This window comes from Neisseria montereyensis (assembly GCF_024834045.1).
In the GTDB taxonomy this organism is placed as follows: Bacteria; Pseudomonadota; Gammaproteobacteria; order Burkholderiales; family Neisseriaceae; genus Neisseria; species Neisseria montereyensis.
On sequence record NZ_JANUXW010000001.1, the window covers coordinates 279,805 to 305,446 of the forward strand.

Consider the following 25,642-nt stretch of genomic DNA (forward strand, 5'->3'; position numbering starts at 1 on the left):
ATATATCCTGATTATTTATTGTGTTAGTTATTATATATTTTATTAGAACAACCATATGTCTTCCAGTTTTCAGACGGCCTGCAGCAGTTGTCAACTGTAAGTTGACAACTGAACTTTCTGATAGCTCGCTTTCAGCCAAAGCTGGCCGCCCAATTCGCGTAGGGTGAATTGGGCTTGGCCGTCTGAAGTGGTGTAGAGAATTAAGCTGTTGTCAGTCATCTTGATTATTTCTTCAACTTCGCAAAAGCATCCGCCATCGCAGTATTACCCGGCTGCTTATCGCGCTGGTTGCCTTGCGCTTTATTAGCGCCGCGTGTATTGCGGTTTTCAGACGGCCTATTTCTGGCGGAACTGCTGCCGGGTTGGTCGTCTAGGCGCATGGTTAGGGCGATGCGTTTGCGGGCGGGGTCTACTTCGAGCACTTTTACTTTTACCACGTCGCCGGCTTTCACCACTTCGCGCGGGTCTTGGACGAATTTGTCGGATAGGGCGGAAATATGCACGAGGCCGTCTTGGTGGACGCCGATATCGACGAATGCGCCGAAGTTGGCGACGTTGCTGACCACGCCTTCAAGAATCATGCCGATTTCCAAATCGCTGATTTCGTTAACACCTTCGGCAAATGTGGCTGTCTGAAATTCGCCGCGCGGGTCGCGGCCGGGTTTTTCGAGTTCGGCGAGGATATCCATAATGGTGGGCAGGCCGAATTGTTCGGTGGTGTAGGCGGTGGGCTTGATTTGTTTGATTTTTTCGCGGTTGCCGATAAGGTCGGCGGCTTTGATGTGCAGGTCGTCGAGCATTTTGGCGACAATGGGGTAGGCTTCGGGGTGTACGGCGGAAGCGTCGAGCGGTTCTTTGCCGCCGTTAATGCGCAGGAAGCCGGCGGCTTGTTCGTAGGTTTTTTCACCCAAGCGCGGTACTTTCAAGAGCTTGCGGCGGCTGTCGAAAGCGCCGTTTTCATCGCGCCATGCCACGATATTTTGCGCCAGTGTTTGATTGAGGCCGGAAATGCGCGCGAGCAGGGGCGCGGAAGCGGTGTTCACATCCACGCCGACGGCGTTTACGCAATCTTCGACCACGGCATCGAGCGATTTGGCTAGCTGGCTTTGGTTGACGTCGTGCTGATATTGGCCGACGCCGATGGATTTGGGGTCGATTTTCACCAGTTCGGCCAACGGGTCTTGCAGGCGGCGGGCAATGGATACTGCGCCGCGTAGGGATACATCGAGTTCGGGGAATTCTTTGGCCGCCAGTTCGGAAGCGGAATAGACCGATGCGCCCGCTTCGCTAACCACGATTTTGTGCAGCTTGGCTTCAGGCAGGCCTTTCACCAATTCGCCCGCCAGTTTGTCGGTTTCGCGGCTGGCGGTGCCGTTGCCGATGGCAATCAGTTTAACGCCGTGTTGTTTAATTAGGCGGGCAAGGGTGGCTAGGGCGTTGCTTTCTTGGTGCAGATAGGCAACGGCGGTGTCGATTAATTTGCCGGTATCGTCGACCACGGCCACTTTAATGCCGGTGCGAAAACCGGGGTCTAAGCCCATGGTGGCCAAGCGGCCGGCGGGGGCTGCGAGTAATAAATCTTTGAGGTTGTGCGCGAATACGGTGATGGCGTCGGTGTCGGCGGCTTCTTTGAGGCGGTTAAAGGCGTCGAGCTCTAGCGAGAGGAAGATTTTGGCGCGCCATGTGAGGCGCACGGTGTCTTTCAGCCATTTGTTGTCGCCGATATGGAAATGGGCGGCAATGATTTTTTCATAATCGCTTTGCTCGGTAATCGGGGTTTCGTCGGGCTGGTATTTGAGGGCGACGTGCAAAATGCCTTCATTGCGGCCGCGCAAAACGGCAAGGGCGCGGTGGCTGGGCATGGTGCGGATGGCTTCGCGGTGGTCGAAATAATCTTTGAATTTTTCGCCCTCGCTTTCTTTTCCGGCGACAACTTGCGCGTGTACTTCGGCTTCTGCCCATAGTTTTTCGCGCAGGTGGCCGATGAGTTCGGCTTCTTCGGCGAATTGTTCCATCAAAATGGCGCGTGCACCGTCGAGCGCGGCTTTGGTGTCGGGCACCTTGTCGCCGAGATAGGCTTCGGCTTCTTTTTCGGGTTGGTCGGACGGGGTGTTTAGCAGTAAATCGGCTAGGGGCTGCAAACCGTTTTCGCGCGCGATTTGGGCTTTGGTGCGGCGTTTGGGTTTGTAAGGTAGATAAAGGTCTTCGAGTGCGGTTTTATTGTCGGTTTCGGCAATGGCTGCGGCCAGTTCGGGGGTGAGCTTGCCTTGTTCTTCAATGCTTTTGAGCACGGTTTGTTTGCGGTCTTCAAGCTCGCGCAGATATTGCAGGCGTTCGGATAAGGTTCTTAATTGGGTGTCGTCTAATCCGCCGGTGGCTTCTTTGCGGTAGCGCGCAACAAAAGGCACGGTGGCGCCGTCGTCGAGCAGGTCGACCGCGGCTTGGATTTGCGAAGCGGAAACGGAAAGTTCTTTGGCAATCAGTTGGGTAATATTCATAATAGGGTTTTCAATAGGTTTTTCAGAAAAGGTAAGGTATCGCTTAATAATTGCGGATGGGTGCTTAAATAAATCGCAGCGGCGATATTCAATACAACCGTTATCCAAAATGTGATCACAAATTCGGTTTTTACTGTTTTGTGGTTGAGCATATAGCGGGCAATTAAAGCGCCCGGCCAGCCGCCGATTAGTGCAAAAAAGTGTAGCTGCGCTTCGGAAGTGCGCCACTCGCCATTTAAGGCGGCATTTTTATCGTTAACATACATCACAAATAAAATCAGCGACAGCAGCGCATCAACGGCAAACAGCAGCTTGGGCATAAAAAGGGCGATTATCGCAAACCATGCGGCAAAAGCCAAAACCGAGAAAAATAATTTCCAACTCAAACGCGCATAACGCTCTTTTGCCCTTTGGCGGCGTTCGATTTTGCGGATGCGTTGTTTTTGCTGTTTGGAAGGGTTGTCTTGCGAATAGACTTTAATGGCTTTGCGGCGTTTGCCGTCGCGTTCTGCTACAAAGTAAACCCGCTCGCCGTCTTTCGGCCTGCCGCCGCCCTCGAATGCGGAAATATGGAAAAAGATTTCTTCTTGCGTTTGGCTTGGGCGGATAAACCCGAAACCGCGTTCGTCGTTCCAGCGGCAAATGGTGCCTTGGCCATGCTGATGGCCGCTTAGTGAGCTGTTCATAAACTGCCTTTTTATTATAAATGATAGAAAAGAAACCGAAGCACAAAACCGTTTTAATTTTTCCTGAGCGGCAATATCCTGTAATGTGATGGGATAAAACGTTGATTGATGCCCGTTTAAAAGGCTTGAAAAAGCCTGTTTATTATTTAATATGGTTAATATTACGCTATATCGCTATCGGCTTGAATCAAGGCCGTCTGAAAAGAAAACATAGTGTTGTCTTTACGATACCTAACCGAATCTTTACAGTACCGGCTGTAAGAATTTTCCGGCTGCTTCGTCTAAACCATACCAACCTATAAATTTGGGAAAATATAATGACTAAGAAAAAAAACTTCGGCCTGAAAGCGGCCTTACTGGTGGGTGGTGTGATTGTGGGCGCGGCATTATTGCTGCCGCAGATGCAGAAAGTATCGGCGGCGCCTATTCCTACGGCTTTGAGTAAATTGAAAGACATACAGGGCAAGCCGGCAGAATCTTATTTGCAAGAGGGCAAGCCGACCCTGATTAAATTCTGGGCGAGCTGGTGCCCGCTGTGTTTATCAGAGCTTGAACACACCGAAGGCTGGGCGAAAGACCAACGTTTTCAACAAAAAGCCAATCTGATTACCGTGGCCTCACCCGGTTTTCTCGGCGAGAAAAAAGACGGCGAATTTCAGCAATGGTATGCCGGATTAAACTATCCGAAACTGCCCGTGATTGTCGATAAGGGTGGCAATATCGCCAAAAGCCTCAATATAGCGGTTTATCCCTCTTGGGCAGTGTTAGACAAAAAAGGCGATTTGGCGCGGGTCGTGAAAGGCAGCATTAACGAAGCGCAGGCGCTGGCGTTGATCGACAATCCCGAAGCCGAAATCAGCAGCTTGCAACACACATTTTATAAAGTAGACAAACAGAAAAAGGAATCTGCTGTGATGAATACCAAAACCATCTATTTGGCCGGCGGTTGCTTCTGGGGTTTGGAAGCCTATTTCCAACGTATCGACGGCGTGGTTGATGCCGTTTCCGGCTATGCCAACGGCAAAACCGAGCATCCCTCTTATGAAGACGTGGTTTACCGCGACACCGGCCATGCCGAAACCGTGCGCGTAACCTACGATGCCGACAAACTCAGCCTCGACGACATCCTCCAATACTACTTCCGCGTGGTAGACCCGACCAGCCTCAATAAACAAGGCAACGACCGCGGCACACAATACCGCACCGGCATTTACTTTACCGATGCCGCCGAGCAGCCCGTGATTGCCGCCGCCCTCAAAAGAGAGCAGGCCAAATACAAACTGCCGATTGTGGTGGAAAACCAGCCCTTGAAACAATTTGCCGAAGCCGAAGAATATCATCAGGATTATCTGATTAAAAACCCGAACGGCTATTGCCATATCGACATCCGCAAAGCCGACGAACCGCTGCCCGGCAAAGAAAAACCGAAAGCCAAAGGCTTCGATGCCGCCACATACAAAAAGCCCGACGATGCCGAATTAAAACGCATGCTCACCGAAGAGCAATACCGCGTAACCCAACAAAGCGGCACCGAATACGCCTTCAGCCATGATTACGATCATCTGTTTGCGCCCGGTATTTATGTAGACGTAGTGAGCGGCGAGCCTCTGTTTAGTTCGGCCGACAAATACGATTCGCAATGCGGCTGGCCGAGCTTTACCAAACCGATTCAAGATTCCGCCATCACCCGCCGCAACGACAACAGCTACAATATGCAGCGCGTAGAAGTACGCAGCCATGCCGCCGATTCACACTTAGGCCATGTATTCCCCGACGGCCCGGCAGACAAAGGCGGATTGCGCTACTGCATCAACGGCGCCAGCCTACGCTTTATCCCGCTGGAACAAATGGAAGCCGAAGGCTATGGCGATTTGATTAGCAAAGTGCGCTAAATATTAAAGATTGGATTAACGGTTTAAACACCATATAAAGGCCGTCTGAAAGATAATGTTTCAGACGGCCTTTTGTTATTAAGAAATGTTTGTAGGGGCGGATTGCATATCCGCCCGTTGTTTGAATTGCGCTATCGGTAAAATACAACCGCGATTGTGTGGTTTTGGCATGTGCGGTAGAGGGTTGCATTGTTGAATGGGGTAGCGCGGGCGGATATATAATCCGCCCCTACAGGCCGTCTGAAAACAAGCGTAGGTCGGATACTGGTATCCGACAAAACGGTTGATATGATGGAAATATTGAATCATGGTGATAATGTGTTGATGTCGGATTCGAGAATCCGACCCACATGGGTTATGGAATGTTTGTAGGGGCGGATTGCATATCCGCCCGTTGTTTGAATTGTGTTATCGGTAAAATATAACCGCGATTGCGTGGTTTGGGCATGTGCGGTAGAGGGTTGTATTGCCGATGGGCAGGCGCGGGCGGATATATAATCCGCCCCTACAAAAAGCCGTTTGAAACCGTTGCAACGCTCAGGCGCAAGGTGTGTGCCGACGGCACGCACGCGTTGGTTGGAGGAATAAAAACCGCGTGCGTGGCTATGCCACACACCCTACCGCAAGGGAAACAAATATAATAAATTAGGCCGTCTGAAAGATAATGTTTCAGATGGCCTTTTGTTATTAAGAAATGTTTGTAGGGGCGGATTGCATATCCGCCCGTTGTCGGGATTGCACTATCGGTAAAATACAACCGCGATTGTGTGGTTTTGGCATGTGCGGTAGAGGGTTGCATTACCGATGGGCAGGCGCGGGCGGATATATAATCCGCCCCTACAGGCCGTCTGAAAACAAGTGTAGGTCGGATACTGGTATCCGACAAAACGGTTGATATGATGGAAATATTGAATCATGGTGATAATGTGTTGATGTCGGATTCGAGAATCCGACCTGCATGGGTTATGGAATGTTTGTAGGGGCGGATTGCATATCCGCCCGTTGTTTGAATTGCGCTATCGGTAAAATATAACCGCGATTGCGTGGTTTGGGCATGTGCGGTAGAGGTTACATTGCCGATGGGCAGGTACGGGCGGATATTTAATCCGCCCGTACAGGCCGTCTGAAAACAAGCGTAGGTCGGATACTGGTATCCGACAAAACGGTTGATATGATGGAAATATTGAATCATGGTGATAATGTGTTGATGTCGGATTCGAGAATCCGACCTACATGGGTTATGGAATGTTTGTAGGGGCGGATTGCATATCCGTCCGTTGTTTGAATTGTGTTATCGGTAAAATACAACCGCGATTGCGTGGTTTGGGCATGTGCGGTAGAGGGTTGTATTGCCGATGGGCAGGCACGGGCGGATATATAATCCGCCCCTACAAAAAGCCGTTTGAAACCGTTGCAACGCTCAGGCGCAAGGTGTGTGCCGACGGCACGCACGCATTGGTTGGGGGAATAAAAACCGCGTGCGTGGCTTATGCTACACACCCTACCGCAAGGGAAACAAACGATAATAAATAGAGGCCGTCTGAAAGATAATGTTTCAGATGGCCTTTTGTTATTAAGAAATGTTTGTAGGGGCGGATTGCATATCCGCCCGTTGTTTGAATTGTGTTATCGGTAAAATACAACCGCGATTGTGTGGTTTTGGCATGTGCGGTAGAGGGTTGCATTGCCGATGGGCAGGCGCGGGCGGATATATAATCCGCCCCTACAAAAAACCATTTGAAACCGTTGCAACGCTCAGGCGTAGGGTGTATGCCGACGGCACGCACGCGTTGGTTGGAGGAATAAAAACCGCGTGCGTGGCTATACCACAACACCCTACCGCAAGGGGAATAAAAGATAATAAATTAGGCCGTCTGAAAACATTTCAGACGGCCTAATAATTTGATATTGGCTTTGAACCGAATAGGGCATTCACCAATGTTTAATGATTAATCGGCAGTGTACTATGGCTCACGGCAATATGTGGGAAACGTTGTTTTAATAAATAGCGGAAAGTTTCGGTTTTCCGTTTTTCATCCGTGTGCTCATAATTGGTACCCAAAATCACTTCATCTATCATGCCGTCAATAAAATCATATTCCAAATAAATGGCATGAGTATGCGGGCAAAGTTTAACATTTTCACTATCAATCGCTTCAATCCGCAGCAGGCGGAATTCTTCTTCATCCCTAAAGGCATAGTCTTTAAAGAGATAGCGGATATACTCTAAAGCATTTTGGATATCGGATTCTTCCAGTTTGGTGTCTAATTTTAAGAGCTTCTGTAAACTAACCAATGCTTTTTTTAATTCCTTTTTTCTTAAATCGTGCCAAATTTTATTTTGACTAATTGGTTTTAAGCGAATACCAAATTTATCACTATCAAGAATATTATCTTCATCATTTTGAATATATTCATCTTTTTTGTAAATATAGGCTACTTGGAATAGTGGCAGGTTATTAGAGTTAGATTCGATATTGGTATTAGGTAGTGTAGAGTTATTTACATTAATAGATTGTTCATTTGTATTAATAAATTGTTCATTTGTATTAATAAATTGTTCATTTATATTAATAGATTGTTCATTTATATTAGTAGGTAGTCGGAATGCTGAACTCATATCAGGTTGTTTTACCCAATCCCCTGTTTTATTAAATATCAAACAGCAGCCAGAGGCCTCGATAGTGCCGACTTTGCCATATAAGCGGAACTGATTTAAATCGTTGACTCTTGCTGAAAAACAGGTCGCAAAAGCATTATGGCTTTTAAAGCTGATTTTATTTTCTAAAGATAACTCCTGATGGCCTAGAAAGTCGAGCAGGCTTTTGCCTTCGGTTGGGTCGTTCATATAGGTACAGCTATTCATACGCATTTTATTAAAAGATTGATTTTTGCCTTGTGTAGGTACAGTACCCAAGAGCAAATCACAAACTTTGGGATTGGTATAGTGGGCAAAATACATATTTTCTATTTCAACAGGATTAATACTGAGAACAGCATGAATTTTAGCAATATTGTTCTTTAGTTTTTTATTTTTAATACTATTAAGGCTATTTCCAATTCTTTCAGCTTTCTTTTTAAAATAATCTGGAAATAGCCCTAATTTGAAATTACAAAAAGCTATCCAATATTTAGCCGAATTTTGTTGTTGTTTATCTTGGAGTTGAGTAGCCAATGTTAATGCTTGCTCATAATATTGTTTAGCATGTTGAAAATCTTCAGTTTTTTTTGATAAGTTGTTGTTTTTAAATGATTGTTTTATATAGCAGCGGCCTAATGCAAGATTGGCATTATTTTGCTCTTGGGAGCTTGTTTGCTTATCAGTTAATTCTTTAGCTAACTCTAACTGGATTTTAAGATAGTTGATAGCCTTATCTAAAAGTTCCTTTGTTTTCTTTGAGTTATTGCTTTTAGAGAACCACTGAAAATAACATGCGCTTAGTATATAGTTGGCATTACTTTGTTTTTTAATGCTTGTTTGCTTATCAGTTAATTTTTTAGCTAGCTCTAATTGTTGTAGGTAATGGTCGATAGCTATTTGAAAATATTCGTTTGCTTGCTCCTCATTGTTACTTTTTCTAGCCTGTTCCAAATAACATGTACCTAATGCAAGATGAGCATAATGTTGTTCTAGAATACTTGTTTGCCTATCTAATTTTTTGGCTAACATCAACCGTTGTTGGTGATGGTTGATAGCTATTTGAAAATATTCGTTTGCTTTCTTCTCATCATCACTTTTTCTAGCTAGTTCGAAATAGCAACGACCTAATGCAAGCTGAGCACTATTTTGTTCCTGAATACTCGTTGCCCCATCTAATTTTTCGGCTAATATCAACCGCTGTTGGTGATGGTTGATGGCTAATTCAAAATATTTTTTTATCTGTTTCTGGTCGTCACTTTTTAAGGCTTGCTGAAAATAACATGAACCTAATCCAAGTCGAGCCTCACTTTTTTTCTTAATGTTTGTTTGATTATTACCATCTAATTTTTCAGCTAAGGATAATTGCTGTTGGTGATGGTTGATAGCCAATTCAAAATATTTGTTTGTTTGACTTAGGTCATTATTTTTTAAGGCCTGTTCGTAATATAAACGACCTAACATAAAGAGGATAGTAATTTGTTCTCGAATATGGTTTTTTTTATCTGTAGTCAGATTTAAAACAGTATTAAATTTTTCTATCGCTTCTGAAGATTGGTCACTCTGAAGTAAATTTATACCTTCTAAAATCAACTGTCTAATTTGCTTTTCCATAACCTTATCCCTCTAAAAAACTTATTTACCAACAATATTTCAATCATCTTATAAAAAATCCATCCCAAAATTATAACGGAAAATCTACTTTAAATGCGTTTGGCCGACGGCAGGCTAAACCATCAATCAGGCCGTCTGAAAAGGGTTTGGGCTTGGTGTGGGGCGGTGGGGTGTGTACAATGGTTTGATTTTCAATACCAATTCGGGAGGGTATGATGATAAAACGGTTTGCTTGGGTGTTTGCGGCGGCAGGGCTGGCGGCTTGTTCGGCGGGGGTGTTGCCTTCGGCTGAGAATACGCCGCAGCCGAATATTAAACGGGTGTGGATGTTGGCGGATTTCGAGGGCTTCAGTCGTGAGCAGTTGGTAGCGGCGGAGGCGAGGATGGATTGGCGGCAGTTGCCGCGTGTTTATGCTTATATGGGTTGCAATCAGTTGATGATGGAAGCGAAGCAGACGGGCGGCGATCGTATGGTGTTTAGCAATGGCACGTCTACCCGTATGTATTGTGCGGAAACGATACCGCTGGAATATTCGTTTATGAATTATGTTGCGGGCACGAAAAGTTATCGTATCGAGGGGCATACGCTGATATTGCGTAATGATGCGGGCAAGGAAGCCCGTTTTGTGGCGCAAGATTGGGATTAATCCGGTGTTTTGGGTTTGATAAAAGGCCGTCTGAAAGGGTTTTCAGACGGCCTTAAATAATGAATATAATCGCATGTGTAGTAATACAGTGGCTAAGGCGTTTTTTATATTATTTGGCGTTTATTAGGTATGGAAATAGTGATTGCTTGGGGCGGTTGGTAGGGGCGGATTATATATCCGTCCGCTGTTTGATTTGGTGTTTTATAAAATAAAACGGTTGTTGTGTAGGGTGCGCGCTATTGGCGGTGAGTGGTTGGCCGAACAGATGGGCAGGCACGGGCGGATATATAATCCGCCCCTACATGGGTGTTTTGATTGGGCGGGTATGAATGGTTTCAGACGGCCGTCTGAAAAGATTGGATGGCCGTCTGAAAAGGGTTAGGGGTTAGGGTTTTTTTGAAAGCTTTTCTTTTAATTGTTTGGCTTCATTAACAGTTCTTTGAAGATTGATTCCAGATTATTGGAACGGCATTTTAATATTGTTTGAGGTTTATTTAATCTTAAAAAGATGGTTAGCGTGGGGCGGGTTGGTAGGGGCGGATTATATATCCGCCCGCTGTTTGATTTGGTGTTCTACAAAATAAAACGGCTATTGTGTAGGGTGTGCTATTGGCGGCGAGTGGTTGGCCAAGCAAATGGGCAGACACGGGCGGATATATAATCCGCCCCTACATGGGTGTTTGGATTGGGCGGGTATGAATGGTTTCAGACGGCCGTCTGAAAAGATTGGATGGCCGTCTGAAATAGGGTTAGGGGTTATTTTTTTGAAAGCTTTTCTTTTAATTGTTTGGCTTTATTAACAGCTTCTTGGATTTTTAATTCCAGATTATTGCCAAAACGGTTGATAATTTCATCGCATAAGGCTATGGCTTCACTATTGCGGTTGAGGTTATCTAATGCCAGACTTTTATTGAATAAAGTTTGGGCTACTATATCTTGTAATGTTGGAAGTTGAGTAGTGTCACTAAATTTTTCTAACATTTCGTTATAAGTTAATATTTCATCATTTATGAGATTGAGCTTTGATAGAGAAATTCCTTTGTTAAGAAATGTTTGAGCCACTAGCTCTTGTAATGTGGGATCAGTACTAGAACTGAATTTATCTAGCATTTTATCGTAAACAGAAATTGCTTTTTTGTAATCCTCAAGTTGATAGTAGGAAACACCTTTATTTATTAATGCACAAGCTACTTGCTCTTGTAATGCGGGAACGGAACTAGATTCGAATTTGCTTAGTATTTCATCATAAACAGAAATTTCTTCGTTAATGCGTCCATGTAGTCCTAATGCGGCTCCTTTATTAAATAGAGCTTGGGCTACTTGTTCTTGTAATATAATGTTGGTACTAGATTCGAATTCTTCTAACACTTTATCATAACAGGCTATTGCCTTTTCATAGCAATTAAGCTTTCCTAGTGTTACCCCTTTATTAATTAAAGCTGCTGCTACTTGTCTTTGTATTGTGACTTCAGCACTGGAACTAAATTGTTTTATTACTTGGTTATAAACCTTTATCGCCTCTTTATATTGGGTTAGCTCAGATAAAGCATTACCCTTTAGGATTAAAATACGGGTATATAAAAGAGTATTTTCATTCTCTAACTTAATAGCTTGGTTTGACCAATCTAAAGCATCACCATAGTTCTTTGAATAATATGCTAAAGTACTTGCTTGAAATAACTTTTCGGCGGATTGCTGTTCTTTCCCCATTTCAGCTAAATGATGAGCATCTTGGCGTACTGCAGTGGATTCGGCTTCATTTAGTGAATTACTCTTAGAAGGAGTATTAAGCTTAGAGGAAGTATCAAGTAAGATCGTTTGTGGATTATTGATGAGTTCTTGGCTGGTTTTACCCAAAAAATTATCAAATTTCTGTCTTGACGATTCCATAAAACCAGAAAATTGACTTTCAAAATCTGCCATTTTTTGATTAAGGTTGGTTATATCCTGTTGATGTTTATCCGTTAGTTCTTTTCGTTGTTTTTCCCAATCTTGTACTTCTTTCTCGAATTTTTTAGTGACTTCCTGATTTCTTCTAAACAGAAGCAAGGGTAAAACAATACTTCCTACGGCAACAAAAATAGAGAGTATTGCCATAATCCAACCGCCCCAACTCACTACGCGATCGCTGGCTTTTAATTCGGCTAATTGCTCATTAATTTGTTTGTCTGATTCCTGCCTATTATTACCCACTGCATCTATTTTCTCTTGCATCCGTTCTTGCTGTTTTTCCAAATGGTTTAAACGAATATCGGTTTCCATTTGAAAACGTTGGGCTTGATTGGCGGCTTGGTTTTCATTGGCAGAGGGTGTTGCGGCTTGGGCAAAAGCAGCCGTTAAACATAATGCGATTAACCAAGAGTATTTTTTCATTGTTGTCTTCTGATTGGGATGGGATAACAAAAACAGGCTGCCTAAGCAGGTTAGGCAGCCTGTTGGTGTGGATTAGGCCAGCTTGCTGCCGAGCCAATCTTCTACGCTGTTTAATGCTTGCGGCAGTTTGTCGGTGTCGCTGCCGCCTGCCTGCGCTAAGTCCGGGCGGCCGCCGCCTTTGCCGCCGACTTGTTCGGCCACAAATTTCACTAAGTCGCCGGCTTTGACTTTGGCGGTTAAAGGTTTGGATACGCCGGCGCAAAGGGCGATTTTGCCGTCGTTTACGGCGGCGAGCAGCACAACGGCTTGATCGGATTTGCCGGTGAGGTCGGTCACTATATTGCGTAGGGCGCCGGCTTCGGCTTCGATTTGGGCAACCACGAGCTTGGCTTGGCCTAAGTCTTTGGCGTTGTCTAGAAGTTGTGCGCCTGCGTGTTTGGCCAGTTCGCCTTTGGCTTGGCTGAGGGCTTTTTCAAGCTGTTTGCTGTGGGCGGCGTTGGCTTGGATTTTGGCTAATACGTCGCGCTCGGTTTGGGCTTTGACTTCGGCGATAATGTCTTTCACCAAGCGTTCTTGGTTTTGCGCCCATTGCAGAGCGTTCATGCCGGTGATGGCTTCTACGCGGCGGATGCCGGCGGCAATGCCGCTTTCGGAGATGATTTTAAACAGGCCGATGTCGCCGGTACGGTGAACGTGGGTGCCGCCGCATAGTTCGGTTGAGAAGTCGCCCATTTGGAGCACGCGCACTTCGTCGCCGTATTTTTCGCCAAACAGCATCATGGCGCCGGCTTTTTGGGCGTCTTCCATGCTCATGATTTCGGCGCTGACTTCGACGTTGGCGAGAATGGCACGGTTAACGCGGCGTTCGACTTCGGCGATTTCCTCGGCGGTAATTGGCTGCGGGTGGGAAATATCGAAGCGGGTGACTTCGGCGGTTACCAACGAGCCTTTTTGTTCGACGTGGGTGCCGAGCACTTCGCGTAGGGCGCGGTGCATGAGGTGGGTGGCGCTGTGGTTGCGCATATTGGCATCGCGGATGTCGTTGTCGATGGCGGCGGTAACGCTGTCGCCCACTTTCAGACGGCCTGCAACCAATACGCCGAATTGTCCGAATACGGCGGCTTTGATTTTTTGGGTGTCGCGCACTTCAAAGCGGTTGCCGTCGGCAGAAATATAGCCGACGTCGCCGACTTGGCCGCCGCTTTCGGCATAAAACGGGGTGTTGTCTAATACGATGGCGCCGTTGTCGCCTTCGTTTAATTCGTTTACCGGCTCGCTGTCTTTATAGAGGGCGAGGATTTTGGCTTGGGTTTGGCGCTCGGTATAGCCTTTGAACTGGGTGTCTTGGCCTTCGTATGCCAGTTGGGTGTCGGCTTTGAAGCTTTGGGCGGCACGGGCGCGGGCGCGTTGAGCTTCCATTTCGCGGTTAAAGCCTGCTTCGTCCATGTCGATACTGCGCTCGCGGCAGATGTCTGCGGTGAGGTCGTAGGGGAAGCCGTAGGTGTCGTAGAGTTTGAAGATGATTTCGCCGTCTAACACTTTGCGGCCGTCTGAAAGGGCGTTTTCCAATAAGGCCATGCCGGTTTCAAGGGTTTGGGCAAAACGGGTTTCTTCGTTTTTCAAGGCTTCTTCGATTTGGCTTTGACGCTCTTTTAATTCGGGATAAGCGTCGCCCATTTCTTTGACTAAATCGGGCACGAGTTTATAGAAAAAGGCTTGTTTTTGGCCGAGTTTGTAGCCGTGGCGTACGGCGCGGCGGATAATGCGGCGCAATACATAGCCGCGGCCTTCGTTACTCGGCAATACGCCGTCGGCAATCAGGAAGGAGCAGGCGCGGATGTGGTCGGCAATCACTTTCAGGCTGGGTACTTCCATGCTGAATTCGGTGCCGGTTTCGCGGGCGGCGGCTTTCAGCAGGTTTTGGAAGAGGTCGATTTCGTAGTTGGCGTGAACGTGTTGCATCACGGCGGCCATGCGTTCCAAGCCCATGCCGGTATCGACCGAAGGCTTGGGCAGCGGGTTCATGGTGCCGGATTCGTCGCGGTTGAACTGCATAAATACGCAGTTCCAGATTTCTATAAAGCGATCGCCGTCTTCTTCGGGGCTTCCCGGAGGGCCGCCCCAGATGTGGTCGCCGTGGTCGTAGAAGATTTCGGAGCAGGGGCCGCAGGGGCCGGTGTCGCCCATTTGCCAGAAGTTGTCGGAAGCATAGCGGCTGCCTTTGTTGTCGCCGATGCGGATGATTTTTTCAGGCGGCAGGCCGATTTCGTTGAGCCAGATATTGTATGCTTCGTCATCGTCGGCATAAACGGTGGCCAATAGTTTTTCGGTGGGTATGTTCAACCATTCGGGGGAAGTGAGAAATTCCCATGCGAATTTAATCGCGTCTTGTTTGAAGTAGTCGCCGAATGAGAAGTTGCCCATCATTTCGAAAAAGGTATGGTGGCGGGCGGTGTAGCCGACGTTTTCAAGGTCGTTGTGTTTGCCGCCGGCGCGTACGCATTTTTGTGCGCTGGTGGCGCGAGTGTAGGGGCGGGTATCGAAGCCGAGGAAAACGTCTTTAAATTGGTTCATGCCGGCGTTGGTAAACAGCAGGGTGGGGTCGTCGTGCGGTACCAGCGATGATGACGGCACAATCTGATGCCCTTTGCTTTCAAAGAACTTGAGAAATTTTTGGCGTAGTTCGGAAGTTTTCATAATGTTTTCTTTAATATATTAAACGGGTTCAGACGGCCTTCTGAGCGATTGAGCAGGCCGTCTGAAAAAATGCAATAAAATAGTGGTATCTTACCGTAGATTTAACCATACGCCTACTTACGGTTGCCCGAATAGGGAATACTGTGTCTTAGATGAATGATTAGATATGGAATCCAATAATGAATAAAGCCCCTTATATCACAAGGGGCTTTATTGGGTGTTTATATGATGCAATGGAAGCGTTATTCTTTTTCAATTAAGCGGTCTAAGCTCCAACGGCCGGGGCCCATTACCATCACGAAGAAGAAACCGCCGCCTAAACCGAGGTTTTTCATCAAATGAATGGCATCTTCCGGCGATGCGTGGAAGATAAGACCGGAAAGGATTGAATAAACGGCCAACCAGAAAGCAACCAAGCGGGTTTGGAAACCAAATAAGAAGGCAATACCGCCACCCACTTCAAGCAAGATAACGAGTGGCAGCATCCATCCCGGCACCCCCATATCCACCATGTGTTGAACTACGGCGTCGTATTTGAAGATTTTTCCCCAACCTGAATTGAGGAATAGATAGATTAATAACGCACGCGATATCAGTGTAACCAATGCTGCAACTTGAGGTTGAGTTACAATTTTTTTAACAAAAACATTTGGATTAAACATGATTTGCCTCTCTTTTAAAGTTAACAGTTCTTTAAAATTATCAAAGTCTTTAAAGTTATAAAGTTCCCTAAAGTTAAAAGCTCGGCATATTATATTACCCTTTGGATGAAAAAGATATAATAGAAAAACCAAATTATTTAATAAATTAACAATAAAATTTCGTGAAGCTGAAAATGGCTGCTTTGGATAGCGGTTTTTTTAAGGGCCGTGATGAAAATAATTTTATTATTTTTATAGAAATTATAACTTGGATTTTGATGTGGAATGAGTAAAAAGTTTTATAGAACATAATCTAAACATCATATAGAGAATTGTCATTTTATGGTGTTTCTGAAATGGTTTTTGTGGGAATGTTTGTGATGATAGCCGATTGAGATTTGAATGGTTGTGTGTAGCTGTTTTGCAACTGAAATGGCTGTTTCGGTACAAACCATTGATAAAATGTATATGATGATAAGGCCGTCTGAAAAGTTTTCAGACGGCTTTTTATTATTGGATTTTGGTGTGGTGAGATAAAAAGATATAAAATAGCCGCCTTTTCTATTTATCGGCTGTTTCCCATGATCGAATTCAAAAACCTCACCTTGCAACGTGGCCTGAAAGTGCTGCTGGATCAAGCTAATCTAACGATTAATCCTAATCAGCGTGTTGGTTTAATCGGGAAAAACGGTACGGGGAAGTCCAGCTTGTTTGCCTTAATCAAAGGTGAAATCATGCAGGATGGCGGCGATGTGCTGATTCCGAAACATTGGAAAATAGCGGCAGTGGCACAAGAAACGCCGGCGTTGGCGGTTTCTGCTGCCGATTATGTTTTGCAGGGCGATGCCGAACTGCAACAGCTTCAGACGGCCTTGGCTCAGGCCGAGGCGGAAAACGACGGTATGAAAATGGCCGAATATCATGCCAAGTTGGAAGAAATTGAAGCTTATACAGCACCTGCACGGGCGGCAAAATTATTGCACGGCTTGGGTTTTTCGCAAGAAGAATCGGTGAAACCGGTTAAAGATTTTTCCGGCGGCTGGCGGATGCGTCTGAATTTGGCGCAGGCTTTAATGTGCCGCGCCGATTTGCTGCTGCTCGACGAGCCGACCAACCATTTGGATTTGGAAACGGTGTTGTGGTTGGAAAACCATCTTGCCCAGCTTCAGTGTACTCAAATTATTATTTCCCACGACCGCGACTTTTTAAATGCCGCTACCAATCAAACGGTTGAGTTATCCAATCAAAAACTCACGCAATACGGCGGCAATTACGACTTCTATCAAAATGAACGCGCCATGCGTTTAGCGCAACAGCAGGCGGCATATGTTAAGCAACAGGCGCATATCAAACACTTGCAATCTTTTATCGACCGTTTTAAAGCCAAAGCCACCAAAGCCGTGCAAGCGCAAAGCCGGATGAAAGCATTGGCCAAGCTCGAACGCATTGCACCTGCTCATTTAGATAGCGAATTCAGTTTCGAATTTGAAAGCCCGGCGCATTTGCCCAATCCGTTGTTAAAACTGGATAAAGTAGATTTGGGCTATGGTAGCAAGGCGGTATTGCATGATATTTCATTGTCGTTGGAAAGCGGCGCACGCTATGGTTTGTTGGGGGTGAACGGCAGCGGTAAATCAACGTTTATCAAATTGTTGGCGGGCGAATTAGATGTGCTTGCCGGGCAGGTGGTGAAATCAGAGAAACTGAATATCGGCTATTTTGCCCAGCACCAATTGGATACGCTGCGCTCGGATCAAAGCCCGGTATGGCATATTCAGCAGCTGTCACCCGATGTGCGCGAACAGGAAATTAGAAACTTTCTGGGTGGATTTAATTTTGTCGGCGATATGGCGTTGCAAAAAATCGAACCGTTTTCAGGTGGCGAAAAAGCACGCTTGGCATTGGCGATGATTGTTTGGCAAAAACCTAATTTATTATTGCTCGACGAACCGACCAACCACTTGGATTTGGATATGCGCCATGCCTTAACCGTTGCTTTACAAAGTTTCCAAGGCGCATTGATTGTGGTATCGCACGATAGAAGTTTATTAGAAGCTACAACCGATAACTTCTTATTAATAGATAAAGGCCGTCTGAAAACTTTTGAAGGCGATTTAAACGATTACCGCTTATGGCGTTTGGCTCAAGAAAACGAAACCGATGCGCCGTCGGCATCCACATCTACACAAAACCGTAAAGATGTGAAACGTATGGAAGCGCAAATGCGCCAAGAGCGTGCAAAGCGCACTAAACCCATACAGCAGAAGATTAATCAGGCAGAAAAGGAAATGGCTGAATTGAATGAGATTCAGGCCGACTGTGAATCATTTTTGGCACAAGAAGAAGCCTATTCGGAAGAAAATAAGGTAAAGCTACAGAAAACACTCGCTAAATTAGCTGAAGTTAAGTTAAAATTAAGTAAACTTGAAGAGGGCTGGTTGACCTGGCAAGAGGAGCTGGAGCAGATTGAAAGCGATCTTCAAGTGTATTTTGCCGATTGGTAGTATCGGGTCGGTAAGTTATTTATAAAGATTAAAAAATTTATTTATAAAGATTAAAACCTATTATTTAAACTACTACGGGGTTTCATTATGTCTTCTTATACATCATTCAAACAAGCTATTCTATTACTTGCAGCAAGCGGTGCAACGCTATCCGATCTTAAAAGCCTGCAAGACTATTTGGGTACCCAGTCCGATTATGAAGCGGATGAAGTGGCTGATATTGAGGTTTTACAAGCCAGTATCTAAAAATATTTCCAAATGTTCGATAAACAGTAAAACATTAATTACTAAACTCAGCCTCTTTTATCATACTTTCTCTCTTGTTATAACAAATAAAATGGCTGATTTGCCTGATGATGATATTGGCAGAATAGGAGAGCCTGTTCTGCTTTATCATCGGCGTTGGTATTAGTAAATTGGTAACTGAAATAATGGCAGTATATTAATATTTTAAAATTTTTTAAAATCGGCATGGCTTTATTCAAAAGTAATAAAACCTTACAATACTGTTATTACAGATATTCATAAAAGTAATTCATCACGGCTTGAAAACTAAATTTTATTTAAAAAGGAATATTTGCCTGAAAATAAATTTTAAAAGTAAGACGTGATGCTGTTTCGCTTTGAAGAAATGCGTATGAAAAAACTGATGACAATCGGCACACTGCTGTTATTGAATTTGCCAGGTATTCAGACGGCCTCTGCAAAAATTTATACCTGTGTGGTCAATGGGGAAGTTATTTATACTTCACGCAATGCTGGTAATTGTACGACAGCGGATCTTCCGCCTATCGGCAATTACAGCAGCAGCCGTTATGACGAACCTCAAAACTATACCCGTAAGGCGGCACAAGAGCCGAAGAAACAGCAGGTGGCCAAAGCGCGTAAACCAAAAGTAAGACGTGCTACCGCTGCGCCGGTAAAATTTTCCCCACCTTCCGGCTCTTCCATGCCGAAAACGCCCTCTAGAAACAGCCGCCGTAGTATTCTCGAACAAGAATTGGCCAACGAGCGTAAAGCACTTGCACAAGCACAACAATCATTAAGCTCGGCGCGTACGGCGAAAAACGGCAGCATTAACCAGCAACAGATTGCACAATTACAAGGCAATGTGTTGGATAGACAGCAAAATATTCAGGCTTTGCAACGTGAACTAGGCAGAATGTAATGCAATTGGCAGTTGTATCTGCGGGGTAATATGAGGCCGTCTGAAAAAAGCTAAAAATATCAGATGAATTTAGGTTTCTATTTATTATTTAGAAAAGTTGCAGTAATTGGTTAATTATCGGTTGCTGCTGCCAATTTAAAGAGAAAAATAAACAAATCTTGAGCACGCCTTAAATAATCTAAGCTAAACCTATATTTATCTTCTCAAATATAGGAAATTGGTGTTATAATCAATAAATTTTTCAGTTTTTACGAAAAATGGCCACGGGGCCATTTTTTTGTTTTTGGAGCAACATGGATATTCAAAATATTCTTGATAAAACCTTGCCCGGTTTGGGCTACGAGCTGGTTGATTTTGAATTAACCGCTCAGGGAGACCTGCGTGTCTTTATTGATAAAGAAGGCGGGATTACCGTAGAAGATTGCGCAACCGTAAGCAACCATTTGAGCCGCTTGTTTTTGGTTGAAGATATTGATTATAAGCGCTTGGAAATTTCCAGCCCGGGATTGGACCGTCCGTTGAAAAAAGCAGCGGACTTTATACGTTTCGCCGGGCAGCAGGCCAAAATAAAAACACGTCTGCCGATAGACGGCCAAAAAAACTTTATAGGGCGCTTAGAAGGTTTTGAAAACGATTGCGTACGCATTGCTTTCGACGGCAAAACGGTCGATATCGAAATCAGCAATATCGATAAAGCACGCCTGCGCCCGGAATTTAATTTTTAAAATGAAAAATAGTGATATCGAACGGAGAATGTAAAGAATGAGTCGCGAAATGTTACAACTGGCCGAAGCATTGGCCAGTGAAAAAAACGTAGACCCCGAAGTAGTATTCAATGCCTTGGAGTTTGCATTGAGTACGGCTGCCAAGAAAAAAGCAAACCGCGAGCATATGGATGTCCGCGTGGAAATCAACCGTGATACCGGCGAATATAAAACCTTTCGCCGCTGGTTGATTGTGGCCGATGAAGATTATACCTACCCGGATGTGGAAAAAACCATTGAAGAAATCCAAGAAGAAATCCCGGGTACAACCATACAAATCGGCGAATATTACGAAGAGCCGCTTGAAAACGAAGCTTTTGGCCGTCAGGCCGCCCAAACGGCTAAACAGATTATTTTACAACGTATCCGTGATGCCGAGCGCGAACAGATTCTGGAAGCCTTTTTAGGGCGCAAAGAAGATATTGTGATGGGTACGGTGAAACGTGTTGAGCGTCATGGTGCCATTATCGAAATCGGTAAACTGGATGCGTTATTGCCGCGCGATCAAATGATTCCGCGTGAAAATTTCCGTACCGGCGACCGTGTACGCGCTTTATTTTTGCGTGTGGACGAAATCGGTGCTTCCGGCCGCAAACAAGTGATTTTGAGCCGTACTTCCCGCGATTTCTTAGTGAAGCTGTTTGCTATGGAAGTGCCCGAAATTGAAGATGGCTTATTGGAAATCAAAGAAGCCGCCCGCGATCCCGGCCACCGAGCCAAAATTGCCGTAAAAGCCAACGACCAACGTATTGACCCGCAAGGCACCTGTATCGGTGTACGCGGTTCCCGTGTGAATGCGGTCACCAACGAACTTTCCGGCGAACGTATCGATGTGGTTTTGTGGTCGCCTGAAACGGCTCAATTCGTGATTAATGCACTGTCACCCGCAGAAGTGACCCGTATTCTGATTGATGAAGACAGCCATTCCGTTGATGTGATTGTGGCGGAAGACCAGCTGGCATTGGCGATTGGCCGTGGCGGACAAAACGTTCGCTTGGCTGCCGATTTAACCGGTTGGCAGTTAAATATTATGACCGTGGAAGAGGCTGATGAGCGCAATCAGGCCGAAGATGCGGCCATCCGTAATTTATTTATGGAACATATGAACCTTGATGAGGAAACAGCAGATATTTTGGTGCAGGAAGGCTTTGCTACTTTAGAAGAAGTGGCCTATGTGCCTGCGGCGGAACTTTTGGAAATCGAAGGTTTTGACGAAGATACCGTAGAACTCCTCCGTGCCCGTGCCCGTGATGCTATGTTGACTTTGGCGATTGCTTCCGAAGAGAAGTTGGGCGATGTGGAAGAAAGTATGCGCAGCTTGGAAGGAATGGATCAGGATATGCTGCGTGATTTGGCTCAGGCCGGTATTACTACCCGTGATGATTTGGCGGAGTTGGCGGTAGACGAGTTGATTGAAATTACCGGTGTGGATGAAGAAACTGCTAAAAAAGTGATTTTGGCAGCCCGCGAACACTGGTTTGCAGAAGAAGAAAACAAAGGGGGTGAAGCATGAGTAATGAAACAGTCGAACAATTTGCCGCCGAGCTGAAAAAACCCGTAGATGTTTTATTGAAACAATTGAAAAGTGCCGGCGTGGCAAAAAGCAGCGCCGACGACAGCATTACCTCCAATGATAAACAATTGTTGCTGGCATACCTGAAAAAAACACATGGCAGTGAAAACGGCACCATCAGTATCAGCCGTAAAAAAGCCGAAGTCAGTACGGTAGGCGGTGTACAAGTAGAAACACGCCGCCGCACCCGTAAAGTGATTGTTCCGCCTGCCGATGAGTTGGCCGCTGAAGCCCGTGCCAAAGCCGAAGCACAGGCGAAAGCTGAAGCGGAAAAAGCAGCCGAAGAACAGGCAAAAGCCGAAGCGGAAAAATTGGAAGCACAAAAAGCAGCCGAAGCGGCCGCACAAGCCGAACGTGAAGCAGCGGAAAAAGCGGAAAGTGAACGCTTGGCTGCCGAAGCGGAAAAAGTGAAAGCCGAAGCGCAAAAAGAAACGGATTCGGTATCAAAAGAAGAGGTTGCCAAAGAACCTGCACAAGCTGAAGAAAAAGCAACGGCTAAAGTGAAGCCTGCATCCGATACTAAAAAAGAGAAGCCTACAAAAGCAGCTAAACAAACTAAAAACAAAGAACCTAAAAAACCAGCGGAACCGGTTGAAGTGAAGCCTGTCGTGAGTGCCGAAGAGCAGGCACAGCGTGATGAAGAAGCACGCCGTGCCGCCGCTATGCGCGCCCATCAGGAAGCTTTGTTGCGTGAAAAACAAGAGCGTCAGGCACGTCGTGAGGCCATGAAGCTTCAAGCGCAACAGGAAGCCAAGGCTGCTAAAGAAGGTGCCGGACAGCGTTCTGCCAAACCTTCCGACAACGCCCCTTTAAGCGCTACAAAATCTACTAAAGATGCGGCTCCTTCCCGTTCTAAAAAAGACGAACGCTACAGTAAGGAAGAGGTGGAAAGCCGCCGTCGCGGTGGTAAAGACAAGGGCAGAGGCCGTCAGAATGCCAATGCCGAAGATCGTGTTCGCGGCGGTAAAAAAGGTAATAAAAAACTCAAACTAGAGCCCAATCAACATGCTTTCCAAGCGCCGACTGAACCGGTGGTTCATGAGGTTTTGGTGCCCGAAACCATTACCGTTGCCGATTTGGCACATAAAATGGCGATTAAGGGCGTGGAAGTGGTTAAAGCTCTAATGAAAATGGGCATGATGGTGACGATTAACCAATCCATCGACCAAGATACCGCCTTGATTGTGGTTGAAGAATTAGGCCATATCGGCAAACCTGCCGCCGCAGATGATCCCGAAGCGTTTTTGGGTGATGAAGAGCAGGCTGTTACTGCCGAAGAATTGCCGCGTCCGCCTGTGGTAACGGTGATGGGTCACGTTGACCACGGTAAAACTTCATTGCTCGACTATATCCGCCGTTCTAAAGTGGTGCAGGGTGAGGCCGGTGGTATTACCCAGCATATCGGTGCTTATCATGTGAAAACGCCTAGAGGCGTGATTACTTTCCTTGATACCCCGGGTCACGAAGCGTTTACCGCCATGCGCGCACGCGGCGCCAAAGCTACTGATATTGTGATTTTGGTGGTGGCTGCCGATGACGGTGTGATGCCGCAAACCATTGAAGCGATTGCCCATGCCAAAGCGGCGAATGTGCCGATTGTGGTGGCGGTCAATAAAATCGATAAAGAGGGTGCCAATCCGGAACGTATCCGCCAAGAGTTGACGGCACATGAAGTGGTGCCTGATGAGTGGGGCGGCGATGTACAGTTTGTCGATGTATCCGCTAAACAGGGCTTAAATATTGATGCTTTATTGGAAGCCGTATCGCTTGAAGCAGAAGTGTTAGAACTGAAAGCACCTGTTGACGCACCGGCTAAAGGCATTATTGTTGAAGCCCGTTTGGATAAAGGCCGCGGTGCGGTTGCCACTTTATTGGTACAAAGCGGTACCTTGAAAAAAGGCGATATGCTGCTGGCCGGTACGGCATTTGGTAAAGTCCGTGCGATGGCGGATGAAAACGGTAAGCCGATTGAATCGGCAGGCCCGTCGATTCCGGTTGAGATTCTGGGTTTGTCAGATGTGCCGAATGCCGGTGAAGATGCGATGGTGTTGGCCGATGAGAAAAAAGCGCGTGAGATTGCCTTGTTCCGTCAGGGTAAATACCGTGACGTGCGCTTGGCTAAACAGCAGGCGGCCAAACTGGAAAATATGTTCAACAATATGGGCGAAAACCAAGCCCAATCGTTGTCGGTGATTATCAAGGCAGACGTTCAAGGTTCTTACGAAGCCTTAGCGGGCAGCCTGAGAAAACTATCTACCGACGAAGTGAAAGTGAATGTATTGCATAGCGGTGTCGGCGGTATTACCGAGTCTGATGTGAACCTTGCGATTGCATCCGGTGCCTTTATTATCGGCTTTAATGTGCGTGCCGACGGTTCTGCGCGTAAACTGGCCGAAGCCGAAGATGTCGAAATCCGCTACTACAACATTATTTATGATGCCATTGATGATGTGAAAGCAGCCATGAGCGGTATGTTGGCACCTGAAGAAAAAGAACAGGTGATCGGTATGGTGGAAATCCGTCAGGTAATCAGCGTTTCCAAAGTGGGCAATATTGCCGGCTGTATGGTAACCGACGGTGTGGTGAAACGCGATGCACACGTTCGCCTGATCCGTAATAATGTGGTAATTCATACCGGTGAGTTGTCATCGCTGAAACGCTTTAAAGACGATGTGAAAGAAGTACGCATGGGCTATGAGTGCGGCTTGATGTTGAAAAACTATAATGAAATCATGGAAGGCGACCAGCTTGAAGTGTTTGAAATTGTAGAGGTAGCCCGTTCTTTATAATCGGTGTGTTTGAAATGACAAGGCCGTCTGAAAAAGTTTCAGACGGCCTTGTTTTATATTTGGTTTAATATTTATAAAGCAAAGGTAGGTCGGATACTTGTATCCGACAAAATGGTTAGCATCAATGTCGGATTCGAGAATCCGACCTACATGGTTATGGATTGATGAGGTCGTCTACTAAAGGGTAATTTCGCAAAGGTCTTCTATTTAATAAAGTTTTTCATCAATAATGAAGCAATATCATCCAAGCCGAAACCATCGGCATCTTGGGCGGAGCCGTTCGGCGTGGCGTTGTCGACCAGATTGGGTAGATATTGTGCCAGCATATCGCCGGCCTGATTGCCGTCCATACCGAATTTAGTAGCCACTTCTTGAACCATGCCGCTACCGAGTGCGGATTGGATTTGACTGCCCGATACGCTTTGGTTACTGCCGGTAGAAATCCAGCTTTGTAAGGCATCGCCCAAACCGCCTTGTTGCAATTTGCTGATCAGGCTGCCTACGCCGCCGCTGCGTTGTACCAAGTCTAGAACCATTTGAATGGCTGTGCTTTGTTGGCTGTTGCTGCCGATTGCTGAAGTGGCGGCGCCGATGAGAGAGTCCATTAAACCCATAAGTGTCCTTTCTTAATATAGTGTTAAAACCGATATTGGTAAACCGGTTTATTGCTTATATGATGTGCGGGGTGTATTAACGGAAAAAGTCACCCATACCGGCAGGTAGGCCTTGTGTGAAGGCACCCATGGTTTTATTGGTGGTTTCTTCTGCTTTGCTGCCGGCATCATTGATGGCGGCCAAAATTAAATCTTCCAGCATTTCTTTATCGTCGGCGGCTTCCTGAATCAGCTCTTCATTGATGTCGATTTTGCGGAGTACATGATTGCATGTCATAGTAACTTTTACCAAACCGTTGCCTGCTTCACCGTTCACTTCGGTTTCCGCCAGTTTGGCTTGGGCTTTTTTCATATTTTCCTGCATTTGTTGCGCCTGCTTCATCAGGCCGCCTAATCCGGCTTTTCCGAACATGGTTTGATACTCCTGTTTTCAATAAAAGGTTGGATGATACAGTTGGAAAGGCGGCATCACAAGCTGCCGCTGTTTCCGTGTTTTTTGTGCAGGCCGTCTGAAATAATCGAATGGCTTTCAGACGGCCTAAGT

At 46.0% G+C, this 25,642-nt stretch carries 24 protein-coding genes; 9 read left to right on the top strand and 15 right to left on the bottom strand.

Going from position 1 to position 25,642, the window contains the following annotated elements:
• Positions 1–90: 90 nt before the first annotated feature.
• The 3 genes from NXS09_RS01240 to NXS09_RS01250 are packed head-to-tail and all read right to left on the bottom strand — an operon-like array spanning position 91 to position 3,184.
• Complete coding sequence (locus tag NXS09_RS01240) at positions 91–219, bottom strand: virulence RhuM family protein (RefSeq protein WP_259290743.1); 129 nt, start codon at positions 217–219, stop codon at positions 91–93.
• A gap of 5 nt (positions 220–224) precedes the next feature.
• Entirely contained in the window at positions 225–2,498 is a 2,274-nt protein-coding gene (locus tag NXS09_RS01245; RefSeq protein ID WP_259290744.1) for a Tex family protein, read from the bottom strand.
• Positions 2,495–3,184, bottom strand: coding sequence for a cold shock and DUF1294 domain-containing protein (locus tag NXS09_RS01250; protein WP_259290745.1), 690 nt, complete (start codon positions 3,182–3,184; stop codon positions 2,495–2,497). The genes NXS09_RS01245 and NXS09_RS01250 overlap by 4 nt, the downstream gene beginning before the upstream one ends.
• A gap of 317 nt (positions 3,185–3,501) precedes the next feature.
• Here NXS09_RS01250 and msrAB point away from each other — a divergent pair, with 317 nt between their 5' ends.
• A complete protein-coding gene (gene msrAB, locus NXS09_RS01255) occupies positions 3,502–5,076 on the top strand; it encodes a bifunctional peptide-methionine (S)-S-oxide reductase MsrA/peptide-methionine (R)-S-oxide reductase MsrB (protein WP_259290746.1) in 1,575 nt (524 codons plus the stop codon).
• A gap of 78 nt (positions 5,077–5,154) precedes the next feature.
• On the opposite strand, the gene NXS09_RS01260 is transcribed toward msrAB, so the two are convergent.
• From NXS09_RS01260 to NXS09_RS01290, 7 genes are all read right to left on the bottom strand, one after another.
• On the bottom strand, positions 5,155–5,385 hold the full coding sequence (locus NXS09_RS01260; RefSeq protein WP_259290747.1) for a hypothetical protein: 231 nt from the start codon (positions 5,383–5,385) through the stop codon (positions 5,155–5,157).
• The gene (locus NXS09_RS01265) at positions 5,382–5,690 is read right to left on the bottom strand and encodes a hypothetical protein (protein ID WP_259290748.1); all 309 of its coding nucleotides are present in this window, start codon (positions 5,688–5,690) and stop codon (positions 5,382–5,384) included. Before NXS09_RS01265 ends, NXS09_RS01260 begins: the two co-directional genes overlap by 4 nt.
• Positions 5,691–5,816: 126 nt before the next feature.
• Complete coding sequence (locus NXS09_RS01270; RefSeq protein WP_259290749.1) at positions 5,817–5,993, bottom strand: hypothetical protein; 177 nt, start codon at positions 5,991–5,993, stop codon at positions 5,817–5,819.
• The gene (locus NXS09_RS01275; RefSeq protein WP_259290750.1) at positions 5,990–6,268 is read right to left on the bottom strand and encodes a hypothetical protein; all 279 of its coding nucleotides are present in this window, start codon (positions 6,266–6,268) and stop codon (positions 5,990–5,992) included. Before NXS09_RS01275 ends, NXS09_RS01270 begins: the two co-directional genes overlap by 4 nt.
• Complete coding sequence (locus tag NXS09_RS01280; protein ID WP_259290751.1) at positions 6,265–6,576, bottom strand: hypothetical protein; 312 nt, start codon at positions 6,574–6,576, stop codon at positions 6,265–6,267. Before NXS09_RS01280 ends, NXS09_RS01275 begins: the two co-directional genes overlap by 4 nt.
• Positions 6,564–6,908: a hypothetical protein gene (locus tag NXS09_RS01285; RefSeq protein ID WP_259290752.1), complete on the bottom strand. Its 345-nt coding sequence runs from the start codon at positions 6,906–6,908 to the stop codon at positions 6,564–6,566. The genes NXS09_RS01280 and NXS09_RS01285 overlap by 13 nt, the downstream gene beginning before the upstream one ends.
• Positions 6,909–7,018: 110 nt before the next feature.
• Positions 7,019–9,328: a tetratricopeptide repeat protein gene (locus tag NXS09_RS01290; RefSeq protein WP_259290753.1), complete on the bottom strand. Its 2,310-nt coding sequence runs from the start codon at positions 9,326–9,328 to the stop codon at positions 7,019–7,021.
• Between the two features lie 215 nt (positions 9,329–9,543).
• On the opposite strand from NXS09_RS01290, the gene NXS09_RS01295 reads away from it, so the two are divergent.
• The gene (locus NXS09_RS01295; protein ID WP_259290754.1) at positions 9,544–9,975 is read left to right on the top strand and encodes an META domain-containing protein; all 432 of its coding nucleotides are present in this window, start codon (positions 9,544–9,546) and stop codon (positions 9,973–9,975) included.
• A 142-nt stretch (positions 9,976–10,117) separates the two neighbouring features.
• Positions 10,118–10,357, top strand: a complete 240-nt coding sequence (locus NXS09_RS01300) for a hypothetical protein (RefSeq protein WP_259290755.1) — start codon at positions 10,118–10,120, stop codon at positions 10,355–10,357.
• Between the two features lie 374 nt (positions 10,358–10,731).
• Here the strand turns inward: NXS09_RS01300 and NXS09_RS01305 are convergent, their stop codons facing one another.
• The 3 genes from NXS09_RS01305 to NXS09_RS01315 all read right to left on the bottom strand — a co-directional run bounded on the left by NXS09_RS01305 (position 10,732) and on the right by NXS09_RS01315 (position 15,707).
• The gene (locus NXS09_RS01305) at positions 10,732–12,348 is read right to left on the bottom strand and encodes a tetratricopeptide repeat protein (protein ID WP_259290756.1); all 1,617 of its coding nucleotides are present in this window, start codon (positions 12,346–12,348) and stop codon (positions 10,732–10,734) included.
• Between the two features lie 72 nt (positions 12,349–12,420).
• Positions 12,421–15,045 carry an alanine--tRNA ligase gene (gene alaS, locus NXS09_RS01310; protein ID WP_259290757.1) on the bottom strand — a complete coding sequence of 875 codons (2,625 nt, stop codon included), beginning with the start codon at positions 15,043–15,045 and terminating at the stop codon, positions 12,421–12,423.
• A 242-nt stretch (positions 15,046–15,287) separates the two neighbouring features.
• Positions 15,288–15,707, bottom strand: coding sequence for a DoxX family protein (locus NXS09_RS01315; protein ID WP_259290758.1), 420 nt, complete (start codon positions 15,705–15,707; stop codon positions 15,288–15,290).
• Positions 15,708–16,267: 560 nt separating this feature from the next.
• Between NXS09_RS01315 and NXS09_RS01320 the strand changes: the two genes are divergently transcribed.
• The 6 genes from NXS09_RS01320 (at position 16,268) to infB (ending at position 24,484) form a co-directional block, all read left to right on the top strand.
• The gene (locus NXS09_RS01320) at positions 16,268–18,190 is read left to right on the top strand and encodes an ATP-binding cassette domain-containing protein (RefSeq protein WP_259290759.1); all 1,923 of its coding nucleotides are present in this window, start codon (positions 16,268–16,270) and stop codon (positions 18,188–18,190) included.
• Between the two features lie 87 nt (positions 18,191–18,277).
• On the top strand, positions 18,278–18,436 hold the full coding sequence (locus NXS09_RS01325; RefSeq protein WP_259290760.1) for a hypothetical protein: 159 nt from the start codon (positions 18,278–18,280) through the stop codon (positions 18,434–18,436).
• A 385-nt stretch (positions 18,437–18,821) separates the two neighbouring features.
• Entirely contained in the window at positions 18,822–19,358 is a 537-nt protein-coding gene (locus NXS09_RS01330; protein ID WP_259290948.1) for a hypothetical protein, read from the top strand.
• A 293-nt stretch (positions 19,359–19,651) separates the two neighbouring features.
• Positions 19,652–20,083 carry a ribosome maturation factor RimP gene (rimP, locus tag NXS09_RS01335; RefSeq protein WP_259290761.1) on the top strand — a complete coding sequence of 144 codons (432 nt, stop codon included), beginning with the start codon at positions 19,652–19,654 and terminating at the stop codon, positions 20,081–20,083.
• A 37-nt stretch (positions 20,084–20,120) separates the two neighbouring features.
• Positions 20,121–21,635, top strand: coding sequence for a transcription termination factor NusA (nusA, locus tag NXS09_RS01340; RefSeq protein ID WP_259290762.1), 1,515 nt, complete (start codon positions 20,121–20,123; stop codon positions 21,633–21,635).
• Entirely contained in the window at positions 21,632–24,484 is a 2,853-nt protein-coding gene (gene infB, locus NXS09_RS01345) for a translation initiation factor IF-2 (RefSeq protein ID WP_259290763.1), read from the top strand. Before nusA ends, infB begins: the two co-directional genes overlap by 4 nt.
• Before the next feature lie 203 nt (positions 24,485–24,687).
• Here infB and NXS09_RS01350 read toward each other — a convergent pair whose 3' ends face one another.
• Positions 24,688–25,098: a YidB family protein gene (locus tag NXS09_RS01350; RefSeq protein WP_259290764.1), complete on the bottom strand. Its 411-nt coding sequence runs from the start codon at positions 25,096–25,098 to the stop codon at positions 24,688–24,690.
• A gap of 76 nt (positions 25,099–25,174) precedes the next feature.
• On the bottom strand, positions 25,175–25,510 hold the full coding sequence (locus NXS09_RS01355) for a YbaB/EbfC family nucleoid-associated protein (RefSeq protein ID WP_259290765.1): 336 nt from the start codon (positions 25,508–25,510) through the stop codon (positions 25,175–25,177).
• Positions 25,511–25,642 lie beyond the last annotated feature (132 nt).

What these genes read in the sequence shown, in the direction of transcription:
- NXS09_RS01240 (WP_259290743.1), bottom strand. Translation starts at nt 219, where the DNA reads ATGACTGACAACAGCTTAATTCTCTACACCACTTCAGACGGCCAAGCC.
- NXS09_RS01245 (WP_259290744.1), bottom strand. Translation starts at nt 2,498, where the DNA reads ATGAATATTACCCAACTGATTGCCAAAGAACTTTCCGTTTCCGCTTCG.
- NXS09_RS01250 (WP_259290745.1), bottom strand. Translation starts at nt 3,184, where the DNA reads ATGAACAGCTCACTAAGCGGCCATCAGCATGGCCAAGGCACCATTTGC.
- msrAB (WP_259290746.1), top strand. Translation starts at nt 3,502, where the DNA reads ATGACTAAGAAAAAAAACTTCGGCCTGAAAGCGGCCTTACTGGTGGGT.
- NXS09_RS01260 (WP_259290747.1), bottom strand. Translation starts at nt 5,385, where the DNA reads ATGATTCAATATTTCCATCATATCAACCGTTTTGTCGGATACCAGTAT.
- NXS09_RS01270 (WP_259290749.1), bottom strand. Translation starts at nt 5,993, where the DNA reads ATGATTCAATATTTCCATCATATCAACCGTTTTGTCGGATACCAGTAT.
- NXS09_RS01275 (WP_259290750.1), bottom strand. Translation starts at nt 6,268, where the DNA reads ATGATTCAATATTTCCATCATATCAACCGTTTTGTCGGATACCAGTAT.
- NXS09_RS01290 (WP_259290753.1), bottom strand. Translation starts at nt 9,328, where the DNA reads ATGGAAAAGCAAATTAGACAGTTGATTTTAGAAGGTATAAATTTACTT.
- NXS09_RS01295 (WP_259290754.1), top strand. Translation starts at nt 9,544, where the DNA reads ATGATAAAACGGTTTGCTTGGGTGTTTGCGGCGGCAGGGCTGGCGGCT.
- NXS09_RS01305 (WP_259290756.1), bottom strand. Translation starts at nt 12,348, where the DNA reads ATGAAAAAATACTCTTGGTTAATCGCATTATGTTTAACGGCTGCTTTT.
- alaS (WP_259290757.1), bottom strand. Translation starts at nt 15,045, where the DNA reads ATGAAAACTTCCGAACTACGCCAAAAATTTCTCAAGTTCTTTGAAAGC.
- NXS09_RS01315 (WP_259290758.1), bottom strand. Translation starts at nt 15,707, where the DNA reads ATGTTTAATCCAAATGTTTTTGTTAAAAAAATTGTAACTCAACCTCAA.
- NXS09_RS01320 (WP_259290759.1), top strand. Translation starts at nt 16,268, where the DNA reads ATGATCGAATTCAAAAACCTCACCTTGCAACGTGGCCTGAAAGTGCTG.
- NXS09_RS01325 (WP_259290760.1), top strand. Translation starts at nt 18,278, where the DNA reads ATGTCTTCTTATACATCATTCAAACAAGCTATTCTATTACTTGCAGCA.
- NXS09_RS01330 (WP_259290948.1), top strand. Translation starts at nt 18,822, where the DNA reads ATGCGTATGAAAAAACTGATGACAATCGGCACACTGCTGTTATTGAAT.
- rimP (WP_259290761.1), top strand. Translation starts at nt 19,652, where the DNA reads ATGGATATTCAAAATATTCTTGATAAAACCTTGCCCGGTTTGGGCTAC.
- nusA (WP_259290762.1), top strand. Translation starts at nt 20,121, where the DNA reads ATGAGTCGCGAAATGTTACAACTGGCCGAAGCATTGGCCAGTGAAAAA.
- infB (WP_259290763.1), top strand. Translation starts at nt 21,632, where the DNA reads ATGAGTAATGAAACAGTCGAACAATTTGCCGCCGAGCTGAAAAAACCC.
- NXS09_RS01350 (WP_259290764.1), bottom strand. Translation starts at nt 25,098, where the DNA reads ATGGGTTTAATGGACTCTCTCATCGGCGCCGCCACTTCAGCAATCGGC.
- NXS09_RS01355 (WP_259290765.1), bottom strand. Translation starts at nt 25,510, where the DNA reads ATGTTCGGAAAAGCCGGATTAGGCGGCCTGATGAAGCAGGCGCAACAA.